This window comes from Paraburkholderia terrae (assembly GCF_002902925.1).
Classification (GTDB): Bacteria; Pseudomonadota; Gammaproteobacteria; order Burkholderiales; family Burkholderiaceae; genus Paraburkholderia; species Paraburkholderia terrae.
Genome location: NZ_CP026111.1, coordinates 2929200 through 2951297, shown reverse-complemented (window position 1 = coordinate 2951297; position 22098 = coordinate 2929200). Strand labels below are relative to the sequence as shown.

Genomic DNA, 22098 nt, shown 5'->3' with positions numbered 1-22098 from the left:
ATCTGCGCAAACACCGGAACGAGATTTGAAGGTACCGAAAGGGGCGAGAAAATTCGATTCGGCCGAATGGCCAAAAAAAAAAGCCCGGCTGCATGAGCCGGGCACGATGTGCGTAGGAGGGAAGCGCGGCGTTCAGTTGCCGCTGCCGCGTGCAATGCGGCGCTGCTTGACGGCATCCGCGAGACCTTCCAGCACGCCGATGCTGTCGTCCCAGCCGATGCAGGCGTCCGTGACGCTCTGGCCGTAGGTCAACTCGCAGCCTTCCTGCAGGTCCTGACGGCCCGCGACCAGATGCGATTCGACCATCACGCCGACGATGCGCTCGTCACCCGCCGCGATCTGGCGGCCGATATCCGCGCACACGGGAATCTGGTTCTCGTGCTTCTTCGAGCTGTTTGCGTGGCTCGCGTCGATCATCAGGCGCGCTGCAAGGCCGGCCTTGCCGATGTCGCTGCATGCGGCGTTCACACTGTCGGCGTCATAGTTCGTCGTCTTGCCGCCGCGCAGGATGATGTGGCAGTCCTCATTGCCTGCCGTCGAGACGATCGCCGAGTGGCCACCCTTGGTCACCGACAGGAAATGGTGCGGCTGCGATGCCGCCTTGATCGCGTCGACGGCGATCTTCACGTTGCCGTCGGTGCCGTTCTTGAAGCCCACGGGGCACGACAGGCCCGACGCGAGTTCGCGATGCACTTGTGACTCCGTCGTGCGCGCGCCGATCGCGCCCCACGAGATCAGATCGGCGATGTACTGCGGGCTGATCATGTCGAGGTATTCGGTGCCGGCGGGCAGACCCAGCTCGTTGATCTTCATCAGCAGCTCGCGCGCGGCGCGCAGGCCGTCGTTGATCTTGAAGCTGTTGTCCATGTACGGGTCGTTGATGAGGCCCTTCCAGCCCACCGTCGTGCGCGGCTTTTCGAAGTACACGCGCATCACGACTTCCAGTTCGCCAGCGAAGCGCTTGCGCTGCTCGATCAGGCGGCCGGCGTATTCCATCGCGGCCTTCGGGTCGTGAATCGAACACGGTCCGATGATGACGATCAGGCGGTCGTCCATGCCGTGCAGGATCCGATGCATCGACTGGCGCGCGTTGAAGATCAGATCCGACACCTTCTCGTCGCACGGGAATTCGCGGATCAGGTGCGCGGGCGGCGTCAGTTCTTTCAATTCACGGATGCGGACATCGTCGGTATTGTGCGGGGGCATGGGTTTCTCCTCGATTCGTTTAGTAGCGCGGTTCGAGCGGTCTGCTATCTGACGACGGCGCCGCAGCGAACAGGTCAACAGGCTAAAAAGGTCACAGTCAAAGTTGTTAGGGACGAAAAAAAACCGCCAGACTCGCTGGCGGTTTTTTCGGGAATTTCAGGTGCTTATGTACGTTCACACCCCTCTCGATCCGCCAGCGGTCTGAGATGCCCAAAAGAAATAAAAATAAAACTTGGCGGACATGGCGAAAAAGGGATGGCTCGTCAAAAAGGTTGATTGGCTTTATAACCCGAGGTTTGCTCGGCTGGCAAGCTGTAGGCCTGAAAAATGCGGAAAATCCGCACGCTTCGCGCTTTCAATGCGTGAAGCGTGCGTGTTGCCTGAAATCACACCGTGCCGCCGACCGTCATCTTGTCGATTCGCAGCGTAGGCTGACCGACGCCGACGGGCACGCTCTGGCCTTCCTTGCCGCACACGCCGACGCCAGTATCCAGCGACATGTCGTTACCGATCATGCTCACATACTTGAGCGACTCCGGGCCGCTGCCGATCAGCGTCGCGCCCTTGACGGGATACGTGATCTTGCCGTTTTCGATCATGTACGCCTCAGACGCCGAGAACACGAACTTGCCGTTCGTGATGTCGACCTGGCCACCGCCGAAGTTCACCGCATACAGACCGTTCTTCACGGAAGCGATGATTTCCCGCGGGTCCTTGTCGCCGTTGAGCATGTACGTGTTGGTCATGCGCGGCATCGGCAGCGCGGCATACGATTCGCGGCGCGCGTTGCCCGTCACGGGCATTTTCATCAGGCGCGCGTTCAGCGTGTCCTGGATATAGCCCTTCAGGATGCCGTCTTCGATCAGCGTCGTACACTGCGTCGGGTTGCCTTCGTCGTCGATGTTGAGCGAGCCGCGGCGATTCGGCAGCGTGCCGTCGTCGACCACCGTCACGCCCTTCGCCGCGACCTGCTCACCGATGCGCCCGGCGAACGCCGACGAGCCCTTGCGGTTGAAGTCGCCTTCCAGACCGTGGCCGATTGCTTCGTGCAGCAGCACGCCGGGCCAGCCCGGTCCGAGCACGACGGTCATCGCGCCAGCCGGGGCCGGACGCGCGTCGAGGTTCACCAAAGCCGCGTGGACGGCGTCGTCGACGTACTTCGACAGAAGTTCATCCGTGAAATAGCCGTAGTCGTAGCGTCCGCCGCCGCCGCCGCTGCCGATTTCGCGGCGGCCGTTCTGCTCGGCGATCACCGTCACCGATACGCGCACGAGCGGGCGGATGTCCGCGGCCAGCGCGCCGTCGCTGCGCGCAACCAGCACGACGTCGTATTCGCCCGCGAGGCCCGCCATCACCTGCGTGATGCGCGGATCGCGGCCGCGCGCCATCTGTTCGATGCGCTCGAGCAACTTGACCTTCGCGGTGGCGTCGAGCGAATGCAGCGGATCGGACGGCAGATACAGATCGCGCCCGGACACGCCCGTCAGCGTCGATGCCGCCTTGATCTTCTGCTTGCCGCCGCCCGCTTTCGCGATCGCGCGCGTGGCGATCGCGGCCTGGCGAATCGCTTCAGGCGACAGGTCGTCCGAATATGCGAACGCCGTGCGGTCGCCCGACACGGCGCGCACGCCGACGCCCTGGTCGATGCTGAAACTGCCCGATTTGACGATGCCTTCCTCGAGGCTCCACGCTTCGCTGCGCGTGGCCTGGAAATACAGGTCCGCGTAGTCGACGCGATGCGTGAAGATTTCGGCGAGGGTGCGGGTCAGCACGCCTTCGTCGAGGCCGTACGGCGTGAGGAGCACATCTTTGGCCGTCGCGAGATTACGGATGCTGGGTTCGATGATGTTCATGCGAAGTTCGCTCGATTCAGGGTATTCGGTGGGTGCATGCCAGTCAGATGGGTGACGTCGGCGGCACTTTCAATACGTGCGGTTCATGTCAAACGTAATCAGCTCAGCACGCGGTGACGCCAGGCCGGCAGACTCTGCCGGACTTCGTCGATACGTGAGCGCTCAATATTGCCCGCGACGACGCCCGCGCCTTCGTCGCGCACGTCGATAATTTCGCCCCACGGGTCGATCAGCATGGTGTGGCCCCACGTGCGCCGGCCGTTTTCATGCTTGCCGCCCTGTGCAGCGGCGAGCACGTAGCACTGGTTCTCGACGGCCCGCGCGCGCAGCAGGGTTTCCCAGTGCGCGCGGCCCGTCGTGTACGTGAAGGCGGACGGCACGACGATCAGCGCGCAGTCGCCCATGCGCCGGTACAGCTCGGGAAAGCGTAGATCGTAGCAGACGGACAGGCCGACGCGCCCGAACGGCGCGTCGAACGTGCGGACGGTGTCGCCGGGGCGGATCGTGCGCGCCTCGTCGAACGATTCCTCGCCTTTCTCGAAGTTGAACAGATGGATCTTGTCGTAGCGCGCGGCCTCGTTGCCCTGCGGATCGAACACCAGCGTCGTGTTCAGCACGCGGGTTTCTTCAGGCGCGGTCAAAGGCAGCGTGCCGCCGATCACCCAGACCTTGTGCCGGCGCGCGGCGTCGGCGAGAAAGCGCTGGATCGGGCCGTCGCCGTAGGGTTCGCGCACGGTGAGCTTGTCGGTGTCCTTGTGGCCCATGAAGCAGAAGTACTCGGGCAGCAGGACGAGCTGCGCGCCATCGGCGGCGGCTTGCGCGATCAGGTGGTCGGCATCGGCGAGATTGCGGTCGCGGTCCGGCGTGCTCACCATCTGCAGCGCGGCGACGCGGAAAGGACCAGCGTGGGGAAAGGACTTCGCGGACTGCGTGTTCAGGTCGCTCATAGGCGTTCGAAAGACTCCTGCAATGGGCAGTACGGACAGCGGACGCCGGCGTTCGCGCCCGATGCATAGGGCGCGTCAGCCATCGCCAGAAACCTCGGAACCGCGGTGCGGTTCTCAGTTCGGCGTCGCGATGGCGGCCGGCGCGTTCATATTACCGCTATCTCCATGTACCCGCTCGACGTGCGGTTTGGCCCATGAGCCCGTGATCGCGTAATCGCGTGCAAACGCATGTTCGATCGAATGCGACAGCGCGATATCGCCGACCAGCGCGGCAAGGCCAAGCAGCGGATTGATGATGGCCGCTGCGACCACGCCCGCGCCCGCGCTGACGGTCGGCACGATATGCACGTTCAGGTTCTGCGTTTCGGTGGTCATATCGACGGTGCCTTTCATCTCCGCGCGCGCGGGCGCTGTCACCAGTTCGAAGTTGTTCGTCGAGCCGATGCCGTTCACGACCTGCGCGGTGCCCGTCACGTGTTCGAACGGCAGCCCTTCGCCGATCACGTCGCGGAAATTCATCGACGCGTAGCGCGCGAGGCTTTGCAGGCTCAGCACGCCGAGCAGCTTCGCGACGCCCGGATCGACCTTGAGAATCTGCCCGTGCCGCAGATCGACGGCCAGATTGCCGTTGAGCGTCGGATAGTCGGGCTTGGTCGGGCCGCCGCGCCAGCCAAGCTTGCCCGACAGCGACCCTTCACCCGCCTTCAGTGTGCGCGGGAGGCCGGCGCGTTCGAGCAGCAGACCCGCGTCCTTGATGTCCAGTTTGAAATCGAGCTCGGTGCTCCGCTCGGCTTCGTCGTCCTGGTTCGCGCCGTAATTGCGGCCCGTGCGCCAGTTCGCCGTCGCGTTCAGTACGGCGGCCGGGTTGGTGATCGCGAGCGAATCGAGTTGCCAGACGGGCGTGCCGTTGTCCTCGAAGTTATGCGCGTTGACTTCGAGCTTGCCGATGTTGCGCTCGCGCACGATCAGTTCGTTGACGACGAGATCGATCGACGGAATGTTCTGCGCGGGCTGGTTGATCGCCGGGCCAAGCAGATCGTTCTCGGTCGCCGACGGAATCACGAGTCGCGCGAGCCGCGCCTGCAGCGTGCCCGGCGATCCCGGCTGCGCGCCCGGCACCCACGACAGGTGGCCCGACACCTGGTTCGACGCGATGTTCGCCTGCCACTGGCGATCGTTGTGCGAGGCGCCGACCACCACGCTTTCCCAGTGGCGCTTGAGCAAGGTCAGCGTGCCGATGTGGATCGCGAAACGGTTCGGCATGAACTGCACGGCCGTCGCGCTGGGCGGTACGGGGGCGACGCCTTCGTTGGCCTTGCGCATCTGCAGGAACAGGGCGCGCCACGCGTCGGCGTCGAGCGCGTCGATGTCCACGGCGGCGATCACGCCTTCCGACGGCAACTCCGCCGTGCGGTTCACGCCGACCGCGCCGCGCACGACTTCGGGCGGCTGGCCAGGCGTGTGGCGCAGCAGATAGGTCGCCGCGATCGGACCGAACTTGAGGTCGGCGCGTTGCAACCCGTTGTTCGTCGCGCTGCCGTTGCTTGCGTCCACGCTGCTGCCGCCGTTCCCGACAGTCGGCCGGAACGTGAAGTCGAGTGGCATCGGCGTGCCGATCGGTTTATTGAACGGCGCAGGGAAATTGAGCGCGAGCCCCGTCAGGTCCGAGTGAACGGCGACATCGGGCAAACGGCCTTTCGCGCCGCGTACGCTGATGTCGTAGGGCGCGCTGCCGTTCATCCGCGTCAGCACCTGCGCGGGCAGGCCGCGCAGATTCAGGTCGCGGGCGGCATCGACGGCGACCTGGCCTGACAGGTTGAGCGCATAGGCGCCTTTGTCGTCGAGGCCGCCCTTCGCATGCACGTTGCCGCCCATGAACTGCCCCGACAGCCCGTCGACCTGCGCGGTGCGCTCGGTGAAATGCACTTTGCCGCGCAACTGCGACAGCGGCGGGACGTTGTCCACCGCAAGCCGGTCGTTCTCGAACGCGAGCGAGCCTTCCACCGCGACACGCACTTTCGGCGGCGTGACGCCCGGCGGCGTGGGCGGGTTGCGCGGTACCGTCAGCTTGAGCGCGAGCGCGGCGGGGCCTTCGGCATGAATCTTTTCCGTTTCATGCTTCGCCATCCCGCCGAGCGCGCTGTTGTTCACGTAGTCGAGCATGTCGGCGAGCGGCCCGTGTCCGTCGCCCGTGATGATGAGGCTCGATGCGCGGTTGCCGAGGTCGTCGATCTTGCCCGTCACCTTGTGCATGGCGACGCCCTTGTAATGCGCGCGGTCCACGTCGAAGCGCAGCAGTTTCTCTTTCAGCTGGAACGTGCCGTCGATGCCGTCCAGCGCGGGCCACACGTTCGGCGCGCCGTTTTTCAATGTGCGCGGCGGATACGGCGACGGGTCGAAACGCCCGCCCTTGAACGGCGCGACGATTCTGAACACGCCCGCGCTCGGGTCACGCGAGTAGGGGAATTTCTCAAGATTGCCGTGAATCTCGATCGTGCCGCCGTGTGACACGCCCGCCTGCAAGCCGTGGGTCAGATAGACGCGCAGTTTTTCACTGATGCTGGTAGGCAGATAGCGCGTGATCCGCGTGACCTGCGCGCGCTCGAAGTCGGCCTTCAGATCGAGCGAGCCGCGCCCGCTGCCGACGTTCGAGTAGCTGGCTGTCGCCTTCGCGGCCGTATCCGCATTCGACACCTTCAGTTCCGACACATCGACCTTGAACGCCTTGTGCTGCTGGCCTGGCTCGATGGCGGACGCGATCGTCCATGTGCCTTTGCCGCTCAGATGATCGAACGTGAGGCGCGGGTCGTCGAATACGCCGGGCAGCGTGAGCGCCGCGTTCGCCGTATCGATGGCAATCGAGCCGTGTTTTTCGTCGGCGTCGACCGTGCCCCAGAGATTCTCGATGCCCGGAATGCCCGCGCGCGGGTGGTTCCTCGCGGTCAGTCCTGGCGGCGGCTCCTGCGCGGCGACGCTGATGCCCTGCAGATCGCCCTTGAAGCGATACCGCACGATGGGTTCCGCGCCCGGCTCGCGATGCTCGGTGGCGGCCTCGCCCGAATCGGGCTTGCCGCGCTCGACTTCGATCGTGTAGTTGGCTACCAGCCCGCGTGGGTTGAAGCGCACGAGGTTGTTCAGAATGCGTTTGGGCAGCGGCAGCGCGCGGCTGAATTCCACGAGCACGCCCAGATCGACGCGATCGCCCGAAATGCTGATCAGCTGGCCGTGCTGGATGCTCGGCATCCGGTAGCGGCTCGACAGCGTGTGCAACGCGAGGATGCGGGCCACGGGCGTGCCGTCGTCGAGCGGCGGCTGGCCGAGTTCGGCGCGCAGGTTGTTCAGGTCGAGCGTCCAGTCGTCGCCGTCGTGGGCGACTGCCCACGAAAAGCTCGCGACGGGCACGTCGAGCTTCGGCTGCGTCGGCTTCACGCGCAGCGCGATGTTGTTGCCCGACAGTTCGCCCGAGGCCGAGCGCACGCGGCCCTGCGCAAACTGCAGCCAGATCGCGTTGTCGACGCGGCCCGCGTAGGTTTCGATCGGGAAGTCCATGTAGCGGGCGAGCGTCGGCAGATCGACGGGCCCCGCCGATATGTAGGCTTCGCCCGTCCAGTTGATCGGCTTGCCCATCGCGGCGAGGCGCGCGTGCCGGAAGTGCGCGCGAAAGTCGAGCGGGCCGAACAGCAGCTTGCCGTTGGGCGGCGCCTGCAGCGCGAGCCGGTGATCGTAGCCGTCGCTGAGGATCGCGAGGCGGATGTCATGTAGCGCGATCTCGGGCGCGTCGCGGCGCGCGTCGTGCCAGCGCAGCGTGCCGCCGCGCAGGATCATCGCCTCCTGGCGCAGCAGCCACGTGCTGAAGGTGTCGTTGCCGGAATGCGTGGTCGGCACCATCACTCCCGCAACGGTCAGCGAGCCATCCGTTTCACGCTCAATTAGCAGATCCGGTTTGTCGACGATCACGCTCGACAGGATCGGCGCGAGCTTCCAGACGGATGACCACGACACCGTCGCGCTCGCGTGCGGAATGTTCAGCGCGACCTTGCCGTCGCGGTTGGTGATGGTGACGTTGGTGACTTCGAGGCCGGGCTGGAAGCCCGTCCAGTGCGGCGCGATCTTGCCGATCTTGAGCTGGGCGTGGATCTTTTCGGAGACGGCCGCCTCGATTCTCGGACGAAACGAATCGGCGTGCGGCAGCACGATGTAGCGCAGGCCAAGAACGGCCAGCACGACAACGAAATACAGGAACAGCGCGATGCCAAGCAGGACCCGCAGCGTGTGCCGCAGCACTGCGTGATCGTGTCCGCCTACGGGCTTGACGCGTCCAGCTTCGTGCGGGTCGGCGGATGAGTTTCGCTCGGACATGCTGCGACGGGGTAGGCGTATGTTAGTTTTGCGGTCTAACCACGAAATGTATCACACGGGCCAGCGGCCACGGACTTAAGGTACGGCCTGTGTGGACAAGGCCACACGGGGTGTCGGCAGCTCGAGCGAGCTCCGGCTGCGACGGCCCGAGGCAGGAACCCAAGCAACCAGCGAGCCAGATCTTTGATGACCGAACCATCCCTGTTGAGTTCCAGCTATTCGCACTACGCGTCGCGTGCCTATGCGGCGCATGATGGTCTCGCTTCGCGCGTCGCGGCGCTGGCGGAGGCGCCCATCAGCCGCGAGCGGATCGACGAGCGTCTCGACGCGCTGACGGACGCTCTGCGCGCGACGCCCGATGCGCAACTCTCCGAAGACGCACTGAAAAACGCGCTGCGCCAGCTTCGCGCAGAAGTGTTCTGCGCCGTGATGGAGCGGGACCTGTCCGGTGCAGCCGACGTGGCGGAAGTGACGGGCACGATGACCGATCTCGCCGAAGCGACGGTCCAGCGCGCGATGGCTGTAGTCAGCGCCGATCTCGAAGCGCTTTATGGCGAGCCGCGCGGCACGCAGGGCGAGCGGCTGTCGTTGGGCGTGGTCGGCATGGGCAAGCTGGGCGGGCGCGAGCTGAACGTGTCGTCGGATATCGATCTGATCTTCGTCTATGAGGACGACGGCGAGACGACGGGCGGCCAGCGTTCGCCCATCGCCACCCAGGACTTCTTCACGCGCCTCGGCAAGCGGCTGATCGCGGCGCTCGCCGAGGTGACGGCGGACGGCTATGTGTTTCGAGTCGACATGCGGCTGCGGCCGAACGGCGACTCGGGGCCGCTCGTGTGCAGCCTCGGCATGCTCGAAGAGTATTTCTACGTGCAGGGCCGCGAGTGGGAGCGCTACGCGTGGATCAAGGGCCGGCTCGTGTCCGAACACGCCAGCGATTCGGCGCGCCGGCTGTCGAAGCAGCTCGACGCGATCGTGAAGCCGTTCATCTACCGGCGCTATCTGGACTTCGGCGTGATCAGCGCGATCCGTTCGCTGCATTTGCAGATTCGCCAGGAGGCGCAGCGGCGCGCGTCGATGCGCCCCGACAAGGCAGACGATATCAAGCTCGGGCGCGGCGGCATCCGCGAGATCGAATTCAGCGCGCAGGTGTTCCAGTTGATACGCGGCGGCCAGGACGCGGGTTTTCGTGTGCGTCCGACGCTCGTCGTGCTGCGCCACGCGGCGGCGCGCGGTCTCATTTCGCCGGGCGTGTGCGCGGATCTGACGAGCGCGTATCTGTTTCTGCGCAACCTCGAACACCGTCTGCAATATCGAAACGACGCGCAAACCCACGCAATGCCCGTCGATCCCACCGAGCGCGCGCATCTCGCGCAGGCGATGGGTTTCGATGATTACGCGTCGCTGATGACGAAGCTCGAAGCGCATCGCGAGCTGGTTGAACAGCAGTTCGACCAGATATTCGCCGACAAGGTGAGCGGGCAAGGCGGCTGCGGCGCGCGTGAAGACGGCGCGGCCGTGTGGGTCTGGAGCAGCGCACTCGTCGATGACAGCGCCGATGAAGCGCTCGCCGCGCGGCTCGTCGAGCTTGGCATCGAGCATCCCGCCGAGTTGCTCGCGCGCCTGAAGGCTGTATGGCAGTCGTCGCGCTATGCGGGGCTTGCGGAGCGCAGCCGCCAACGCTTCGACATCGTCGCGCAGCGCGCGCTCGAGGCGGCACACACGCTGGAGCCTGCCGAGCGGCGCGGCGATATTCTCGTGCGCCTGTTCGATCTGCTCGAAGCCATCGGTCGGCGCGGCGCCTATCTCGCGCTGCTGACTGAATATCCGCAGGCGCTGCACCGCGTGCTGTCGGTACTGGGCGCGTCGCGCTGGGCGGCGGGCTACCTGATCCGCCATCCGCAACTGCTCGACGAACTGCTCGACGACGAAGCGATGGCGAGCCCGTTCGACTGGCCGGAGTTCAAGCGCACGCTGCGCGCGCGGCTCGCCGCCGCCGACGGCGTCGAGCAGCAGATGGATCTGCTGCGTCACGCGCATCAGGCCGAGGTGTTCCGCATTCTGCTGATCGATCTGGCCGGCAAACTGAGCGTCGAGCATGTCAGCGACCGTTTGTCCGAACTCGCGGATGCCGTGCTCGACGTGACCATCGAGGCCGTCTGGAACCAGTTGGCCAAGCGCCATCGCGCGGTGCCGCGCTTTGCGATCATCGCGTACGGCAAGCTGGGCGGAAAGGAACTCGGTTACGCGTCGGACCTCGACCTGATCTTCCTGTACGACGATCCGGACGACAACGCATCCGACATCTACGCAACTTTCACCCGCCGCCTGATCACGTGGCTCACGACGGCGACGGGCGCGGGCACGCTGTTCGACGTCGACCTGCGGCTGCGTCCGAACGGCGAATCGGGCCTGCTCGTGACCGATCTCGACGCGTTCCGCCGCTATCAGTTGCGCGAGGGCGATGCCGCCAACACGGCGTGGGTCTGGGAACACCAGGCGCTGACGCGCGCCCGTTACTGCGCGGGCGATCCCGCCGTCGGCGCGCAGTTCGAGGCGATCCGCGAACAGGTGCTGACGACGCCGCGCGAAGCCGCGTCGCTCGCGGCAGAGATTGTCGACATGCGCCGGCGTGTCGAGGAAGGCCATCCGAACCGGACCGAACTGTTCGATCTGAAGCACGATCGCGGCGGCATGGTCGACATCGAGTTCACCGTGCAGTACTGGGTGCTGCTGCACGCGGCGCGCGATCCCGAGCTGATCCGCAATACCGGCAATATCGCGCTGTTGCGCGAGGTGTCGCGCTTCGGGCTGATGAGCGGCGAGGAGGCCGATACCGTGGGCGCGGCTTACCGCACGTATCGGAAGCTGCAGCACAAGCTGCGGCTCGACGGCATGGAGAAGGCTCGCGTCGAGCCGCACGCCGTCGAGAACGAACGCGAGGCCGTGCTGCGGCTATGGCGGCGGGTGTTTGGATGACGCTGCGCGGCGGCGCGGGGCGTTGAGCCCGCGCCTTCCGCGCCACGACCGGCGTTTTAAGCCGTGGTGAGCATTTCCTTCGCGTGCTTGCGCGTGGTGGCCGTGATTGCCAGGCCGCCCAGCATGCGCGCGACTTCTTCGATACGGCTCGTCTTGTCCAGCGACGTCACCGTGCTGACCGTGCCGTTCTTGCCCTTGCTGCTCTTCGCGACCTGGAAGTGGTGATCGCCGCGCGCCGCGACTTGCGGCAGGTGCGTCACGCATAGCACCTGGCGCTGTTCGCCAAGCTGATGCAAGAGGCGCCCGACCACTTCTGCAACGCCGCCGCCGATCCCCGTGTCCACTTCGTCGAAGATCAGCGTCGGCGTCGGGCTGGCCGCGCTCGCGATCACCGAAAGCGCGAGACTGATACGCGCGAGTTCGCCGCCCGAGGCCACTTTCGCCAGCGGTCGCAACGGCACGCCCGCATGGCCCGCGACGCGGAATTCGATCTGTTCCATGCCATGCGCGCCGCCGTCGGGCAGCGGCACGAGCGCGACTTCGAAGCTGCCGCCCGCCATCGACAGTTCCTGCATCCCCGTCGTCACCGCTGCGCCCAGCGCTTTCGCGGCCTTCGCGCGCGCCTTCGACAGCACCTTCGCGTCGGCTAAATACGCGTCCTTCGCCTTCGCCTCGGCGGCGCGCAGCGCGTCGAGATCGGCGGCGGCGTCTAGCTTCGCGAGCTGCTCGCGGCGCTCTTCATGTTCTTGCGGCAGGGTTTCCGGTTGCAGCCGGAATTTGCGAGCCGCCGAATGCAGCGCGTCGAGGCGCTTCTCGACCTGGGCGAGCCTGTCGGGATCGAGTTCCAGCCTTTGGGCGTAGTGGCTCAGCGAATACGCAGCTTCCTGCAACTGGATTTCGGCGGGTTCGAGCGCGGCGAGGGCGTCGTTCAGCGCCGGATCGATCTCGGCGAGATCGCGTATTTTCGTAATGACGGACGACAGATGACCGAGCATCGCTTCGTCCGATTCGGACAGCGCCGACAGCGCGCCCTGCACGCCGTCGATCAGATTCGCCGAATGCGACAGCCGCCGGTGCTCGACGTTGACCTCTTCCCACTCGCCGGGCTGCGGCGAGAGCTTGTCGAGTTCCGCAAGCTGCCATGCAAGACGCTCGCGTTCGAGTTGTAGCTCGCGGTCCTTGCTCTGCGCGGTCTCGACGGCCTGCGCCGCGTCGCGCCAGGTACGCCACGCGCGGGTCACGGCGGCTTTCGTGTCGAGCAGCCCGGCATGCGTGTCGAACAGTTCGCGCTGCGCATCGGGCCGCATCAGCAGTTGATGCGCATGCTGGCCGTGAATATCGACGAACATTTCGCCGAGTTCGCGCAATTGCGTGAGCGTTGCCGCCGTGCCGTTGATGAAAGCCCGCGAGCGGCCGTTGCCGTCGACCACGCGGCGCAGCATCACCGTATTGCCGTGCTCCGTCTCGATGGTGGCAAGCGCCTGTTCATCGAGCCATGTGTCGACGTGCGGATGCGTGTCGAACTCGGCCGTGATGTCCGCGCGTGCCTCGCCGTTGCGCACGACGCTCGCGTCGGCGCGTGCGCCGAGCGCCAGCGCAAGCGCGTCGATGAGAATGGATTTGCCGGCACCCGTTTCGCCGGAAAAGACTGTGAAGCCGCTGTCGAATTCAAGATCGAGCGCGGCGACGATGACGAAGTCGCGTATCGAGAGGTGGCGGAGCATGGCTCGTCTGTGTGGCGTGGCTGGCGTGAGTTGGTGTGGTGTTGTCGTTACGCTCGGACTTGCAGCAGGCGGCGCTGGCGAGCATTCAGTCGCGCGGATCGTCTTCGTGCGACGGATACTCGTTCCAGTGCAGTTTCTTGCGCAGCGTCGCGTAATAGCTGTAGCCGACGGGATGCAGGAAAGGCACCGTATGGCGCGAGCGGCGCACGTCGATCGTGTCGTTCAGCTCCAGAGCGGTGAATGACTGCATGTCGAAGTTCACGTTGACGTCGCGGCCCGAAATGATCTGGATGCTGACCTTGGAGTCGTCCGGTATCACGATAGGGCGGTTCGACAGCGCATGCGGCGCAATCGGCACGAGCACGAGGCCTTGCAACTGCGGATGCAGAATCGGCCCTTGCGACGACAGCGCATAAGCCGTCGAGCCCGTCGGCGTCGCGACGATCAGCCCGTCGGAGCGCTGGTTATACATGAAGCGGCCATCCACGGAGACGCGCAGTTCCGCCATGCCCGAAAAGCCCGAACGGTTCACGACGACGTCGTTGAAGGCGAGCGCATGGTAAATGGGCTGGCCGTCGCGCATGATCCGCGATTCGAGCAGCACGCGTTCCTCGCGCTCGAAGGTGCCCGACAGCATCTGAGGAATGATCTCGCGCATGTCGGTGATCGGGATGTCGGTGATGAAGCCCAGCCGGCCGTGGTTGATGCCGATCAGCGGCGTCCTGTACGGCGCCAGTTGCCGGCCGATGCCCAGCATCGTGCCGTCGCCGCCGAGCACGATGGCGACGTCCGCGCGCGCGCCGATTTCCGCCGGGCGCAGCGCAGGCCATTGCGTCGCACCGATTTCCTGCGCGGTTTCCGCCTCGAACACGACGTCGAAGCCGAGCTTGCCGATGCACGCGGCGAGCGCGGTCAGCGGTTCCCCGATGCCCGGCGTGTTGCTGCGCCCGACGAGCGCAACGGTCTTGAACTGGCTGTTAGCTTGCATGCCGGCATTACACCATAGGTGCGACCTGAAAAGAACCGTAGAAGGCGGCGGCACGCCCGCCGGGGCTGACACGCGACGGCCGCGCGATGCCGGCCAGCCATCGCCCGATTATCGTTAGAATGGTGAAGTCCTCACGACAGATGTGACGACTGTCTGGATCCATGCGATGCGGCTTGGGCGCGGGCGGGGTGCCGCGCAGGGCGCGCACGGCTGTCAAGCCGCCGCGCCGCGTGCCGCCGCGCGCTCGCCGCGATGCGGTGGTTACGCTAAAATTTTTCGCCATGCTAGATCCTCGCGCACAAACCCTTCTGAAAACGCTGATCGAGCGGTATATCGCCGAAGGTCAGCCGGTCGGCTCGCGCACGCTTTCGCGGTACTCCGGGCTCGAACTGAGCCCGGCGACGATCCGCAACGTGATGTCCGATCTGGAGGAGCTGGGGCTCGTCATCAGTCCGCATACGTCGGCGGGACGCATTCCCACGCCGCGAGGCTACCGGCTTTTCGTCGACACGATGCTCACCGTCGAGTCGGCCGCCGACGAAGACGCCGTGATGCGCGCGGTGAAGACCACGCTGCAGCCGGGCGAGCCGCAGAAGGTGGTCGCGGCCGCCGCGAGCGTGCTGTCCAACCTGTCGCAGTTCGCGGGCGTGATCCTGACGCCGCGCCGCAGCCATGTGTTCAAGCAGATCGAATTTCTGCGCCTGTCCGACAAGCGCATCCTGCTGATCATCGTGACGCCGGAAGGCGACGTGCAGAACCGCATCATGGCGACGCAGCGCGATTTCTCGCCGTCGCAGCTCACCGAGGCCGCCAATTACATCAACGCGCACTTCGCGGGCCTGTCGTTCGACGAGGTGCGCCTGCGTCTGCGCGAAGAAATCGACGAACTGCGCGGCGACATGACGACGCTGATGCACGCAGCCGTCACCGCGAGCACGGACATCACCGATACGGGCGAAACCGTGCTGATTTCCGGCGAGCGCAATCTGCTCGAAGTGGCCGACCTTTCGTCGGACATGGCGCGGCTGCGCAAGCTGTTCGATATATTCGATCAAAAGACGAGTCTCCTTCAGTTGCTCGATGTGTCGAGTCACGCGCAAGGCGTGCAGATTTTCATTGGCGGCGAGTCGAACCTCGTCCCGATCGAGGAAATGAGCGTGGTGACGGCGCCGTACGAAGTGAACGGCAAGATCGTCGGCACGCTCGGCGTGATCGGCCCGACGCGCATGGCCTACAACCGCGTGATTCCCATCGTCGACATCACGGCGCGCCTGCTTTCGATGACGCTCAGCCAGGGGTAGCGTCGAGCCCGGCATGGTGTTCATCATGCGCGGCGTTTTTCGCCGTGCCAATTGGCCGAACGGCCAGGTATCGGCGGCAGACCGCGCCGCTATAATGGGCTTCCCGATTCATTGCGTGCCGCGCGCTTGCACGGCTCTTCCCTTTGCCTATGCGCTTCGACCTCGAGCGGCCCTCGCAGAATGCTGCGGCACATCGTGTCGCCGTGTTGCTGATCAATCTCGGCACGCCCGATGCGCCGACGCCTCGCGCCGTCCGGCGCTATCTCGCGCAGTTTCTGTCCGATCCGCGCGTGGTCGAGATTCCGTCGTTCGTGTGGCAAATCATCCTGCGTCTGTTGATCCTGCCGTTTCGCGGCGTCGCCTCGGCGAAGAAGTACGCGGCCGTGTGGATGCCTGAAGGCTCGCCGCTGCGTGTACATACGGAAAAGCAGGTCGAAGGGTTGCGGCATCTGCTGCACGTGAACGACTACACGGTGATCGTCGACTATGCGATGCGTTACGGCACGCCCGGCATTCCCGCCATGCTCAACCAGCTGAAGCTGGCGGGCGCCGAACGCATCCTGCTGATGCCGATGTACCCGCAATATTCGTCGTCGACCACGGCCACGGCTTTCGACGACGCGTTCGCCGCGCTCAAGCGGATGCGCAACCAGCCGGAAATCCGTACCGTTCGCCAGTACGCGGATCATCCCGCGTATATCGCGGCGCTCGCGGCGCAGGTGAACCATTACTGGCATGCGCACGGCCGCCCGGACTTTGCGGCGGGCGACAAGCTGGTGCTGAGCTTTCATGGCGTGCCCAAGCGCACGCTCGATCTGGGCGATCCGTATCACGAGCAATGTCAGCAGACGGCGTCGCTGCTGATGCATGCGCTCGGGCTCACAACTGTGGAATGCCGCGTGACGTTCCAGTCGCGCTTCGGTAAGGCCGAATGGCTGCAGCCTTATACGGCGCCGACGCTCAAGGAGCTGGGCGCGGCTGGTGTGCATCGCGCGGACGTGTTCTGTCCGGGCTTTACGGCGGATTGTCTGGAGACGATCGAGGAAATCGGCATGGAAGTGCGCGACGAATTCGTGCATGCGGGTGGGAAAGTTTTTCACGCCATTCCCTGCCTGAACGCGTCGTCCGCTTGGATCGCGGCGCTCGGCGAGATCGTCGCGCAGCATCTGCAAGGCTGGCCGGTGCAGGTGAGCGCGCCCCAAAGCGCGTCCGTCGCCTGATTTTTTCCGTGTCCGGCATGCAATCTGCATTCGTGTATCGGCTCATGGCGTCTGGAAGCGCCTGAAGAAGGACTGATGAACTACAAGATTTCTACCGAACCGGGCGCTCGCTTGCGCATCGACAAATGGCTGTGGGCGGCGCGCTTCTTCAAGACGCGTTCGCTGGCAACGGATGCCGTCGAGAAGGGCCGGGTGCGGATCGGCGGCGCGACGGTGAAGCCGGCCAAGGATGTGCGGGTCGGCGATCTGGTCGAGATCGAGATCGAACGGATTGTCTGGCAGATCCAGGTGCTCGGCGTCTGCGACGTGCGCGGGCCAGCGAGCGTCGCGCAGACGCTTTACGTGGAAACCGAAGAGGGCAGGCAGAAGCGCCAGCAGGAGAACGAGCGGCGCAAGACCTATCGCGAGCCAGCCGCCGAATTGCAAGGGCGGCCGACCAAGCGCGACAGACGCGTCATCGACAAATTTTCGCGTGAGGGTTGAACAGCTGTTCCATCGTCGCATGAACGCCACCGTATTCAGTGGTGTGTTCGTTGACGACGCCGGACATGCAGATGGTCGTGGTGCCTGCGATGAGTACCAATGCGACCACCGATATAGCGAAGGTCAGTTTCACGGTACTCCCCCATGGAGATTGCAAGCGGAAACGGGCGATTCAGCTGGTAGTAAGCCGTACGTCAGATTAGGGTTAACGTGCCTTTTCGGACGCTTTAGTTGAGTTTAGGACACTCGCGCAGCGCGCTCAATCTCAATATGATGTCGCGCTCGAAATGCTTGTTACGCCAGATTTCCCGGCCCCTGCGAGGTGCAAAAAGCATCGGCGGGAGCCTTGAAATACGGCGTGCGCACCCTTACTTGCACCGTTGACGCGCGGCCGGCATGTTGTATCGGCGCAACGCTCATCGAGCAAGTCCCGTTAAACTGCCGCCGTTTCTTGGCCATATCTATTTGAATTTCAGCGACATGGAAAACACGCAAGAGAATCCGACGAGCCCGAATCCCACGCCCGCCGACGAAGCCGCGCGCCAGGCCGCAGAGGCCGCATCGGGCGAGCCGCAGGCCCAGGCGCAACAGCCGGAGGCGGCTGCTGGCGCACAGCAAGCCGAAACGTCCGGCGTAGAAGCGGCGCTGGCCGAAACGCAGGCGAAGCTGGCCGAAATGCAGGAAAACTTCCTGCGCGCCAAAGCGGAGACGGAGAACGTGCGCCGCCGCGGGCAGGAAGACGTCTCGAAGGCGCACAAGTTCGCCATCGAGAGCTTTGCCGAACATCTGCTGCCCGTCGTCGACAGCCTCGAAGCTGCCGTCACGCACTCTTCCGACGATCTCGTGAAAGTCCGCGAAGGCGTCGAGCTGACGCTGCGCCAGCTGACGGGCGCGCTGGAGAAGGGCAAGGTTGTTGCTCTCAATCCCGTTGGCGAGAAGTTCGATCCGCATCGCCATCAGGCCATTTCGATGGTCCCGGCCGACCAGGAGCCGAACACCGTGGTCGCCGTGCTGCAAAAGGGCTATGTGATCGCCGACCGCGTGCTGCGTCCGGCGCTGGTCACGGTCGCGGCGCCGAAGTAAGCGGCGCTCGCGCCGCCATGGCCGGCATTCCCGTCGACAGTACCGCGTTCGCGGTCTTCGAGATGCAGGCACTCACGGCCGACACCTTCGACGCCGGCATTCAGTCGGTGGGCGACGATCTGGCCGTGGTGTTCTTCTGGGGGCTGGACTGCTTCAACTGCGAAATCGCGAAGAAGGCGATGCTCGCGCAGCCGGACGCGATCCGCGCGCTCGGGCTGCGCTGGTTTCACAGCAATGTGTACGAGCATCGCGAACTGGGCCGGCGCTTCCTGCTGCACGGCGTGCCGACGTGGTTCTTCTTTCACCGGGGCAGGCGTCTCGGGCGGGCGACGGGCTGGCATGGGCTGGCGCAGTTCGAAGCGGCCGTCGCCGCGGCGCGTGAGAAAATCCGCGCGGCTGCCGTAGGGGCGGCCGGCGTCGGAGCGAGTGGCGAAGGCGCAATCGGCCGCCGGGCCGATTGAAAAAATTTAATGACCGCATCGCATTAAGGGTCTTGAAAACGATGCGACTGCACTTATGTTGGGTGCAGGATGAATTTCAGGGGCGGGACGCCCGGTGGCCGGATGGGTCAGCCAGCGATGCCCGCAGCGATCAAAGTCAGGAGATTAGTAAAAATGGGCAAAATCATCGGCATCGACCTCGGCACCACGAATTCGTGCGTGGCGCTGATGGAAGGCAATCAGGTCAAGGTGATCGAGAACTCGGAAGGTGCGCGCACCACGCCGTCGATCATCGCTTACATGGACGACAACGAAGTCCTCGTCGGCGCGCCCGCCAAGCGTCAGTCGGTCACCAATCCGCGTAACACGCTGTACGCGGTCAAGCGCCTGATCGGCCGCCGCTTCGAAGAAAAAGAAGTGCAAAAGGACATCGGCCTGATGCCCTACAAGATCGTCAAGCACGACAACGGCGATGCCTGGGTCGAAGCGCATGGGCAAAAGCTCGCGCCGTCGCAGATCTCGGCGGAAGTGCTGCGCAAGATGAAGAAGACGGCTGAAGACTACCTCGGCGAGGAAGTCACGGAAGCCGTGATCACGGTTCCCGCGTACTTCAACGACAGCCAGCGTCAAGCTACGAAAGATGCAGGCCGTATTGCCGGTCTGGAAGTGAAGCGGATCATCAACGAACCGACGGCTGCTGCGCTGGCGTTCGGTCTGGACAAGGCCGAAAAGGGTGACCGCAAGATCGCGGTGTTCGACCTGGGCGGCGGCACGTTCGACATCTCGATCATCGAAATCGCGGACGTGGACGGCGAAATGCAGTTCGAAGTGCTGTCGACGAACGGTGACACGTTCCTTGGCGGTGAAGACTTCGACCAGCGCATCATCGACTACATCATCGGCGAGTTCAAGAAAGAGCAAGGCGTCGATCTGTCGAAGGACGTGCTCGCGCTGCAACGCCTGAAGGAAGCGGCTGAAAAGGCGAAGATCGAACTGTCGTCGGGTCAGCAGACGGAAATCAATCTGCCGTACATCACGGCAGACGCATCGGGTCCGAAGCACTTGAACCTGAAGATCACGCGCGCCAAGCTGGAAGCGCTGGTCGAAGACCTGATCGAACGCACCATCGAGCCGTGCCGCGTCGCGATCAAGGACGCAGGCGTGAAGGTGAGCGACATCGACGACGTGATTCTCGTCGGCGGCCAGACGCGTATGCCGAAGGTGCAGGAGAAGGTCAAGGAATTCTTCGGCAAGGAACCGCGCCGTGACGTGAACCCGGACGAAGCCGTTGCTGTCGGCGCGGCGATCCAGGGCCAGGTGCTGTCGGGCGACCGCAAGGACGTGCTGCTGCTGGACGTGACGCCGCTGTCGCTGGGCATTGAAACGCTCGGCGGCGTGATGACGAAGATGATCAACAAGAACACCACGATCCCGACCAAGCACGCTCAGGTGTACTCGACGGCGGACGACAATCAGGGCGCCGTGACGATCAAGGTGTTCCAGGGCGAGCGCGAAATGGCGGCGGGCAACAAGCTGCTGGGCGAGTTCAATCTGGAAGGCATTCCGCCCGCACCGCGTGGCGTGCCGCAGATCGAAGTGAGCTTCGACATCGACGCGAACGGCATTCTGCACGTCGGCGCGAAGGACAAGGCGACGGGCAAGGAAAATCGCATCACGATCAAGGCGAACTCGGGTCTGTCCGAAGCCGAAATCGAAAAGATGGTGAAGGACGCGGAAGCGAACGCGGAAGAAGATCACAAGCTGCGTGAACTGGCCGACGCGCGCAACCAGGGCGATGCGCTGGTCCACAGCACGAAGAAGGCGCTCACCGAGTACGGCGACAAGCTGGACGCGGGCGAGAAGGAAAAGATCGAAGCCGCGCTGAAGGACCTCGAAGAAACGCTGAAGAGCGGCTCGAGCGACAAGGCAGCGATCGAAGCGAAGATCGAGACGGTTGCAACGGCCTCGCAGAAGCTCGGCGAAAAGATGTACGCCGACATGCAGGCGCAAGGTGCGGCGGGCGCGGCAGGTGCGGGCGCAGCCGGTGCGGAAGCAGCGGCAGCGGGCCAAAGCCAGCAGGCCGACGACGTCGTCGACGCCGAGTTCAAGGAAGTGAAGAAGGACTAAGCCGGGTTGCTATCTGACCGCAAGGCTGCGCATGTCATCCGTGCGCAGCCCGGCTGCAAAGGGTTGAGCGCCTCCACGGCGTCTGAACCGATCACGCGCCTGGCGAGCCTTTCGGCTCTCCGGGCACATTTGTTTTATGGAGGGCGCGGCTTTTGACCCGTAATTGCGGTCGAGGCCAGAGCCTTACGAGTCGCGAGACTCCAGCATTCAAGAGGAGCCGCCGCGCCGCATCGCGCGGATGGCGTTGAACCGATATGGCGAAACGGGATTACTACGAGATTCTGGGCGTTGCAAAGAACGCGAGCGACGACGAAATCAAGAAGGCTTATCGCAAGCTCGCGATGAAGCACCACCCTGACCGCAATCCGGGCAACAAGGATGCGGAAGAGCATTTCAAAGAGGTGAAGGAAGCCTATGAAATGCTGTCGGATTCACAAAAGCGTGCAGCGTACGACCAGTACGGCCACGCTGGCGTCGATCCGAACATGGCGGGTGCGGGCGCCCAGGGTTTCGGCGGTTTTGCCGACGCATTCGGCGATATCTTCGGCGACATCTTCGGCCAGGCAGCGGCCGGTGGGCGCGGTGGCCGCGGCGGTCCGCAGGTTTACCGCGGTGCCGATCTGCGCTACAGCATGGAAATCACGCTTGAGCAGGCCGCGCACGGCTACGACACGCAGATCCGCGTGCCGAGCTGGGTGTCGTGCGAAATCTGTCACGGCTCGGGCGCGAAGCCGGGCACGAAGCCGGAAACGTGCCCGACCTGTAACGGCTCGGGCGCGGTGCGGATGTCGCAAGGTTTCTTCAGCATTCAGCAAACGTGTCCGAAGTGCCACGGCACGGGCACCTACATTCCCGAGCCTTGCACGCACTGCCACGGCGCGGGCAAGACCAAGGAAACCAAGACGCTGGAAGTGAAGATTCCGGCGGGCATCGACGACGGAATGCGCATCCGTTCGGCTGGCAACGGCGAGCCGGGCATCAACGGTGGTCCGTCGGGCGACCTGTACGTCGAGATTCACATCAAGGCGCACGCCGTGTTCGAGCGCGACGGCGACGATCTGCATTGCCAGATGCCGATTCCGTTCACGAAGGCGGCACTGGGCGGCGAGATCGAAGTGCCGACGCTTGCCGGCCGCGCGAGCTTCACGGTGCCGGAAGGCACGCAGTCGGGCAAGACTTTCCGGCTGCGCAGCAAGGGCATCAAGGGTTTGCGTTCGAGCATCGCGGGCGATCTGTACGTGCATGTTCAGGTGGAAACGCCCGTCAAGCTCACCGATGCGCAGCGCGATCTGCTGCAGCAGTTCGAGAAGTCGCTCGTGGAAGGCGGCGCGCGTCACAGCCCGCAGAGCAAGAGCTGGTTCGACCGCGTCAAGAGCTTTTTCGATTAA

Annotated in this window: 14 protein-coding genes; 8 read left to right on the top strand and 6 right to left on the bottom strand. The window is 64.4% G+C overall.

What is annotated here, in order from left to right; all coding sequences use genetic code 11:
• Positions 1-132: 132 nt before the first annotated feature.
• The 4 genes from aroG to C2L65_RS12950 form a co-directional block, all read right to left on the bottom strand.
• Positions 133-1206 carry a 3-deoxy-7-phosphoheptulonate synthase AroG gene (gene aroG / locus C2L65_RS12965; RefSeq protein ID WP_042313091.1) on the bottom strand — a complete coding sequence of 358 codons (1074 nt, stop codon included), beginning with the start codon at positions 1204-1206 and terminating at the stop codon, positions 133-135.
• Between the two features lie 386 nt (positions 1207-1592).
• The gene (gene tldD / locus C2L65_RS12960) at positions 1593-3059 is read right to left on the bottom strand and encodes a metalloprotease TldD (RefSeq protein ID WP_042313090.1); all 1467 of its coding nucleotides are present in this window, start codon (positions 3057-3059) and stop codon (positions 1593-1595) included.
• A 98-nt stretch (positions 3060-3157) separates the two neighbouring features.
• The gene (locus C2L65_RS12955) at positions 3158-4006 is read right to left on the bottom strand and encodes a carbon-nitrogen hydrolase family protein (protein WP_042313088.1); all 849 of its coding nucleotides are present in this window, start codon (positions 4004-4006) and stop codon (positions 3158-3160) included.
• Positions 4007-4120: 114 nt separating this feature from the next.
• On the bottom strand, positions 4121-8365 hold the full coding sequence (locus C2L65_RS12950) for a YhdP family protein (protein WP_042313086.1): 4245 nt from the start codon (positions 8363-8365) through the stop codon (positions 4121-4123).
• A 186-nt stretch (positions 8366-8551) separates the two neighbouring features.
• Between C2L65_RS12950 and glnE the strand changes: the two genes are divergently transcribed.
• Positions 8552-11344, top strand: coding sequence for a bifunctional [glutamate--ammonia ligase]-adenylyl-L-tyrosine phosphorylase/[glutamate--ammonia-ligase] adenylyltransferase (gene glnE, locus C2L65_RS12945; protein WP_042313084.1), 2793 nt, complete (start codon positions 8552-8554; stop codon positions 11342-11344).
• Positions 11345-11400: 56 nt separating this feature from the next.
• On the opposite strand, the gene recN is transcribed toward glnE, so the two are convergent.
• Both recN and C2L65_RS12935 read right to left on the bottom strand, forming a co-directional pair.
• Positions 11401-13068: a DNA repair protein RecN gene (recN, locus tag C2L65_RS12940; RefSeq protein WP_042313082.1), complete on the bottom strand. Its 1668-nt coding sequence runs from the start codon at positions 13066-13068 to the stop codon at positions 11401-11403.
• A gap of 85 nt (positions 13069-13153) precedes the next feature.
• Positions 13154-14056: an NAD kinase gene (locus tag C2L65_RS12935; RefSeq protein WP_042313080.1), complete on the bottom strand. Its 903-nt coding sequence runs from the start codon at positions 14054-14056 to the stop codon at positions 13154-13156.
• A 281-nt stretch (positions 14057-14337) separates the two neighbouring features.
• On the opposite strand from C2L65_RS12935, the gene hrcA reads away from it, so the two are divergent.
• From hrcA to dnaJ, 7 genes are all read left to right on the top strand, one after another.
• Positions 14338-15357 (top strand): heat-inducible transcriptional repressor HrcA, encoded by a 1020-nt coding sequence (gene hrcA / locus C2L65_RS12930; RefSeq protein ID WP_007578598.1) that lies wholly within the window; start codon positions 14338-14340, stop codon positions 15355-15357.
• Positions 15358-15506: 149 nt separating this feature from the next.
• Positions 15507-16577 carry a ferrochelatase gene (gene hemH / locus C2L65_RS12925; protein ID WP_042313079.1) on the top strand — a complete coding sequence of 357 codons (1071 nt, stop codon included), beginning with the start codon at positions 15507-15509 and terminating at the stop codon, positions 16575-16577.
• Positions 16578-16652: 75 nt separating this feature from the next.
• On the top strand, positions 16653-17060 hold the full coding sequence (locus C2L65_RS12920; RefSeq protein WP_042313077.1) for an RNA-binding S4 domain-containing protein: 408 nt from the start codon (positions 16653-16655) through the stop codon (positions 17058-17060).
• Positions 17061-17540: 480 nt separating this feature from the next.
• Positions 17541-18143: a nucleotide exchange factor GrpE gene (grpE, locus tag C2L65_RS12915; protein ID WP_042313074.1), complete on the top strand. Its 603-nt coding sequence runs from the start codon at positions 17541-17543 to the stop codon at positions 18141-18143.
• A gap of 17 nt (positions 18144-18160) precedes the next feature.
• Complete coding sequence (locus tag C2L65_RS12910; RefSeq protein ID WP_042313072.1) at positions 18161-18604, top strand: thioredoxin family protein; 444 nt, start codon at positions 18161-18163, stop codon at positions 18602-18604.
• A 153-nt stretch (positions 18605-18757) separates the two neighbouring features.
• Entirely contained in the window at positions 18758-20710 is a 1953-nt protein-coding gene (gene dnaK, locus C2L65_RS12905) for a molecular chaperone DnaK (RefSeq protein ID WP_042313069.1), read from the top strand.
• A gap of 254 nt (positions 20711-20964) precedes the next feature.
• Positions 20965-22098, top strand: coding sequence for a molecular chaperone DnaJ (gene dnaJ / locus C2L65_RS12900; protein ID WP_042313067.1), 1134 nt, complete (start codon positions 20965-20967; stop codon positions 22096-22098).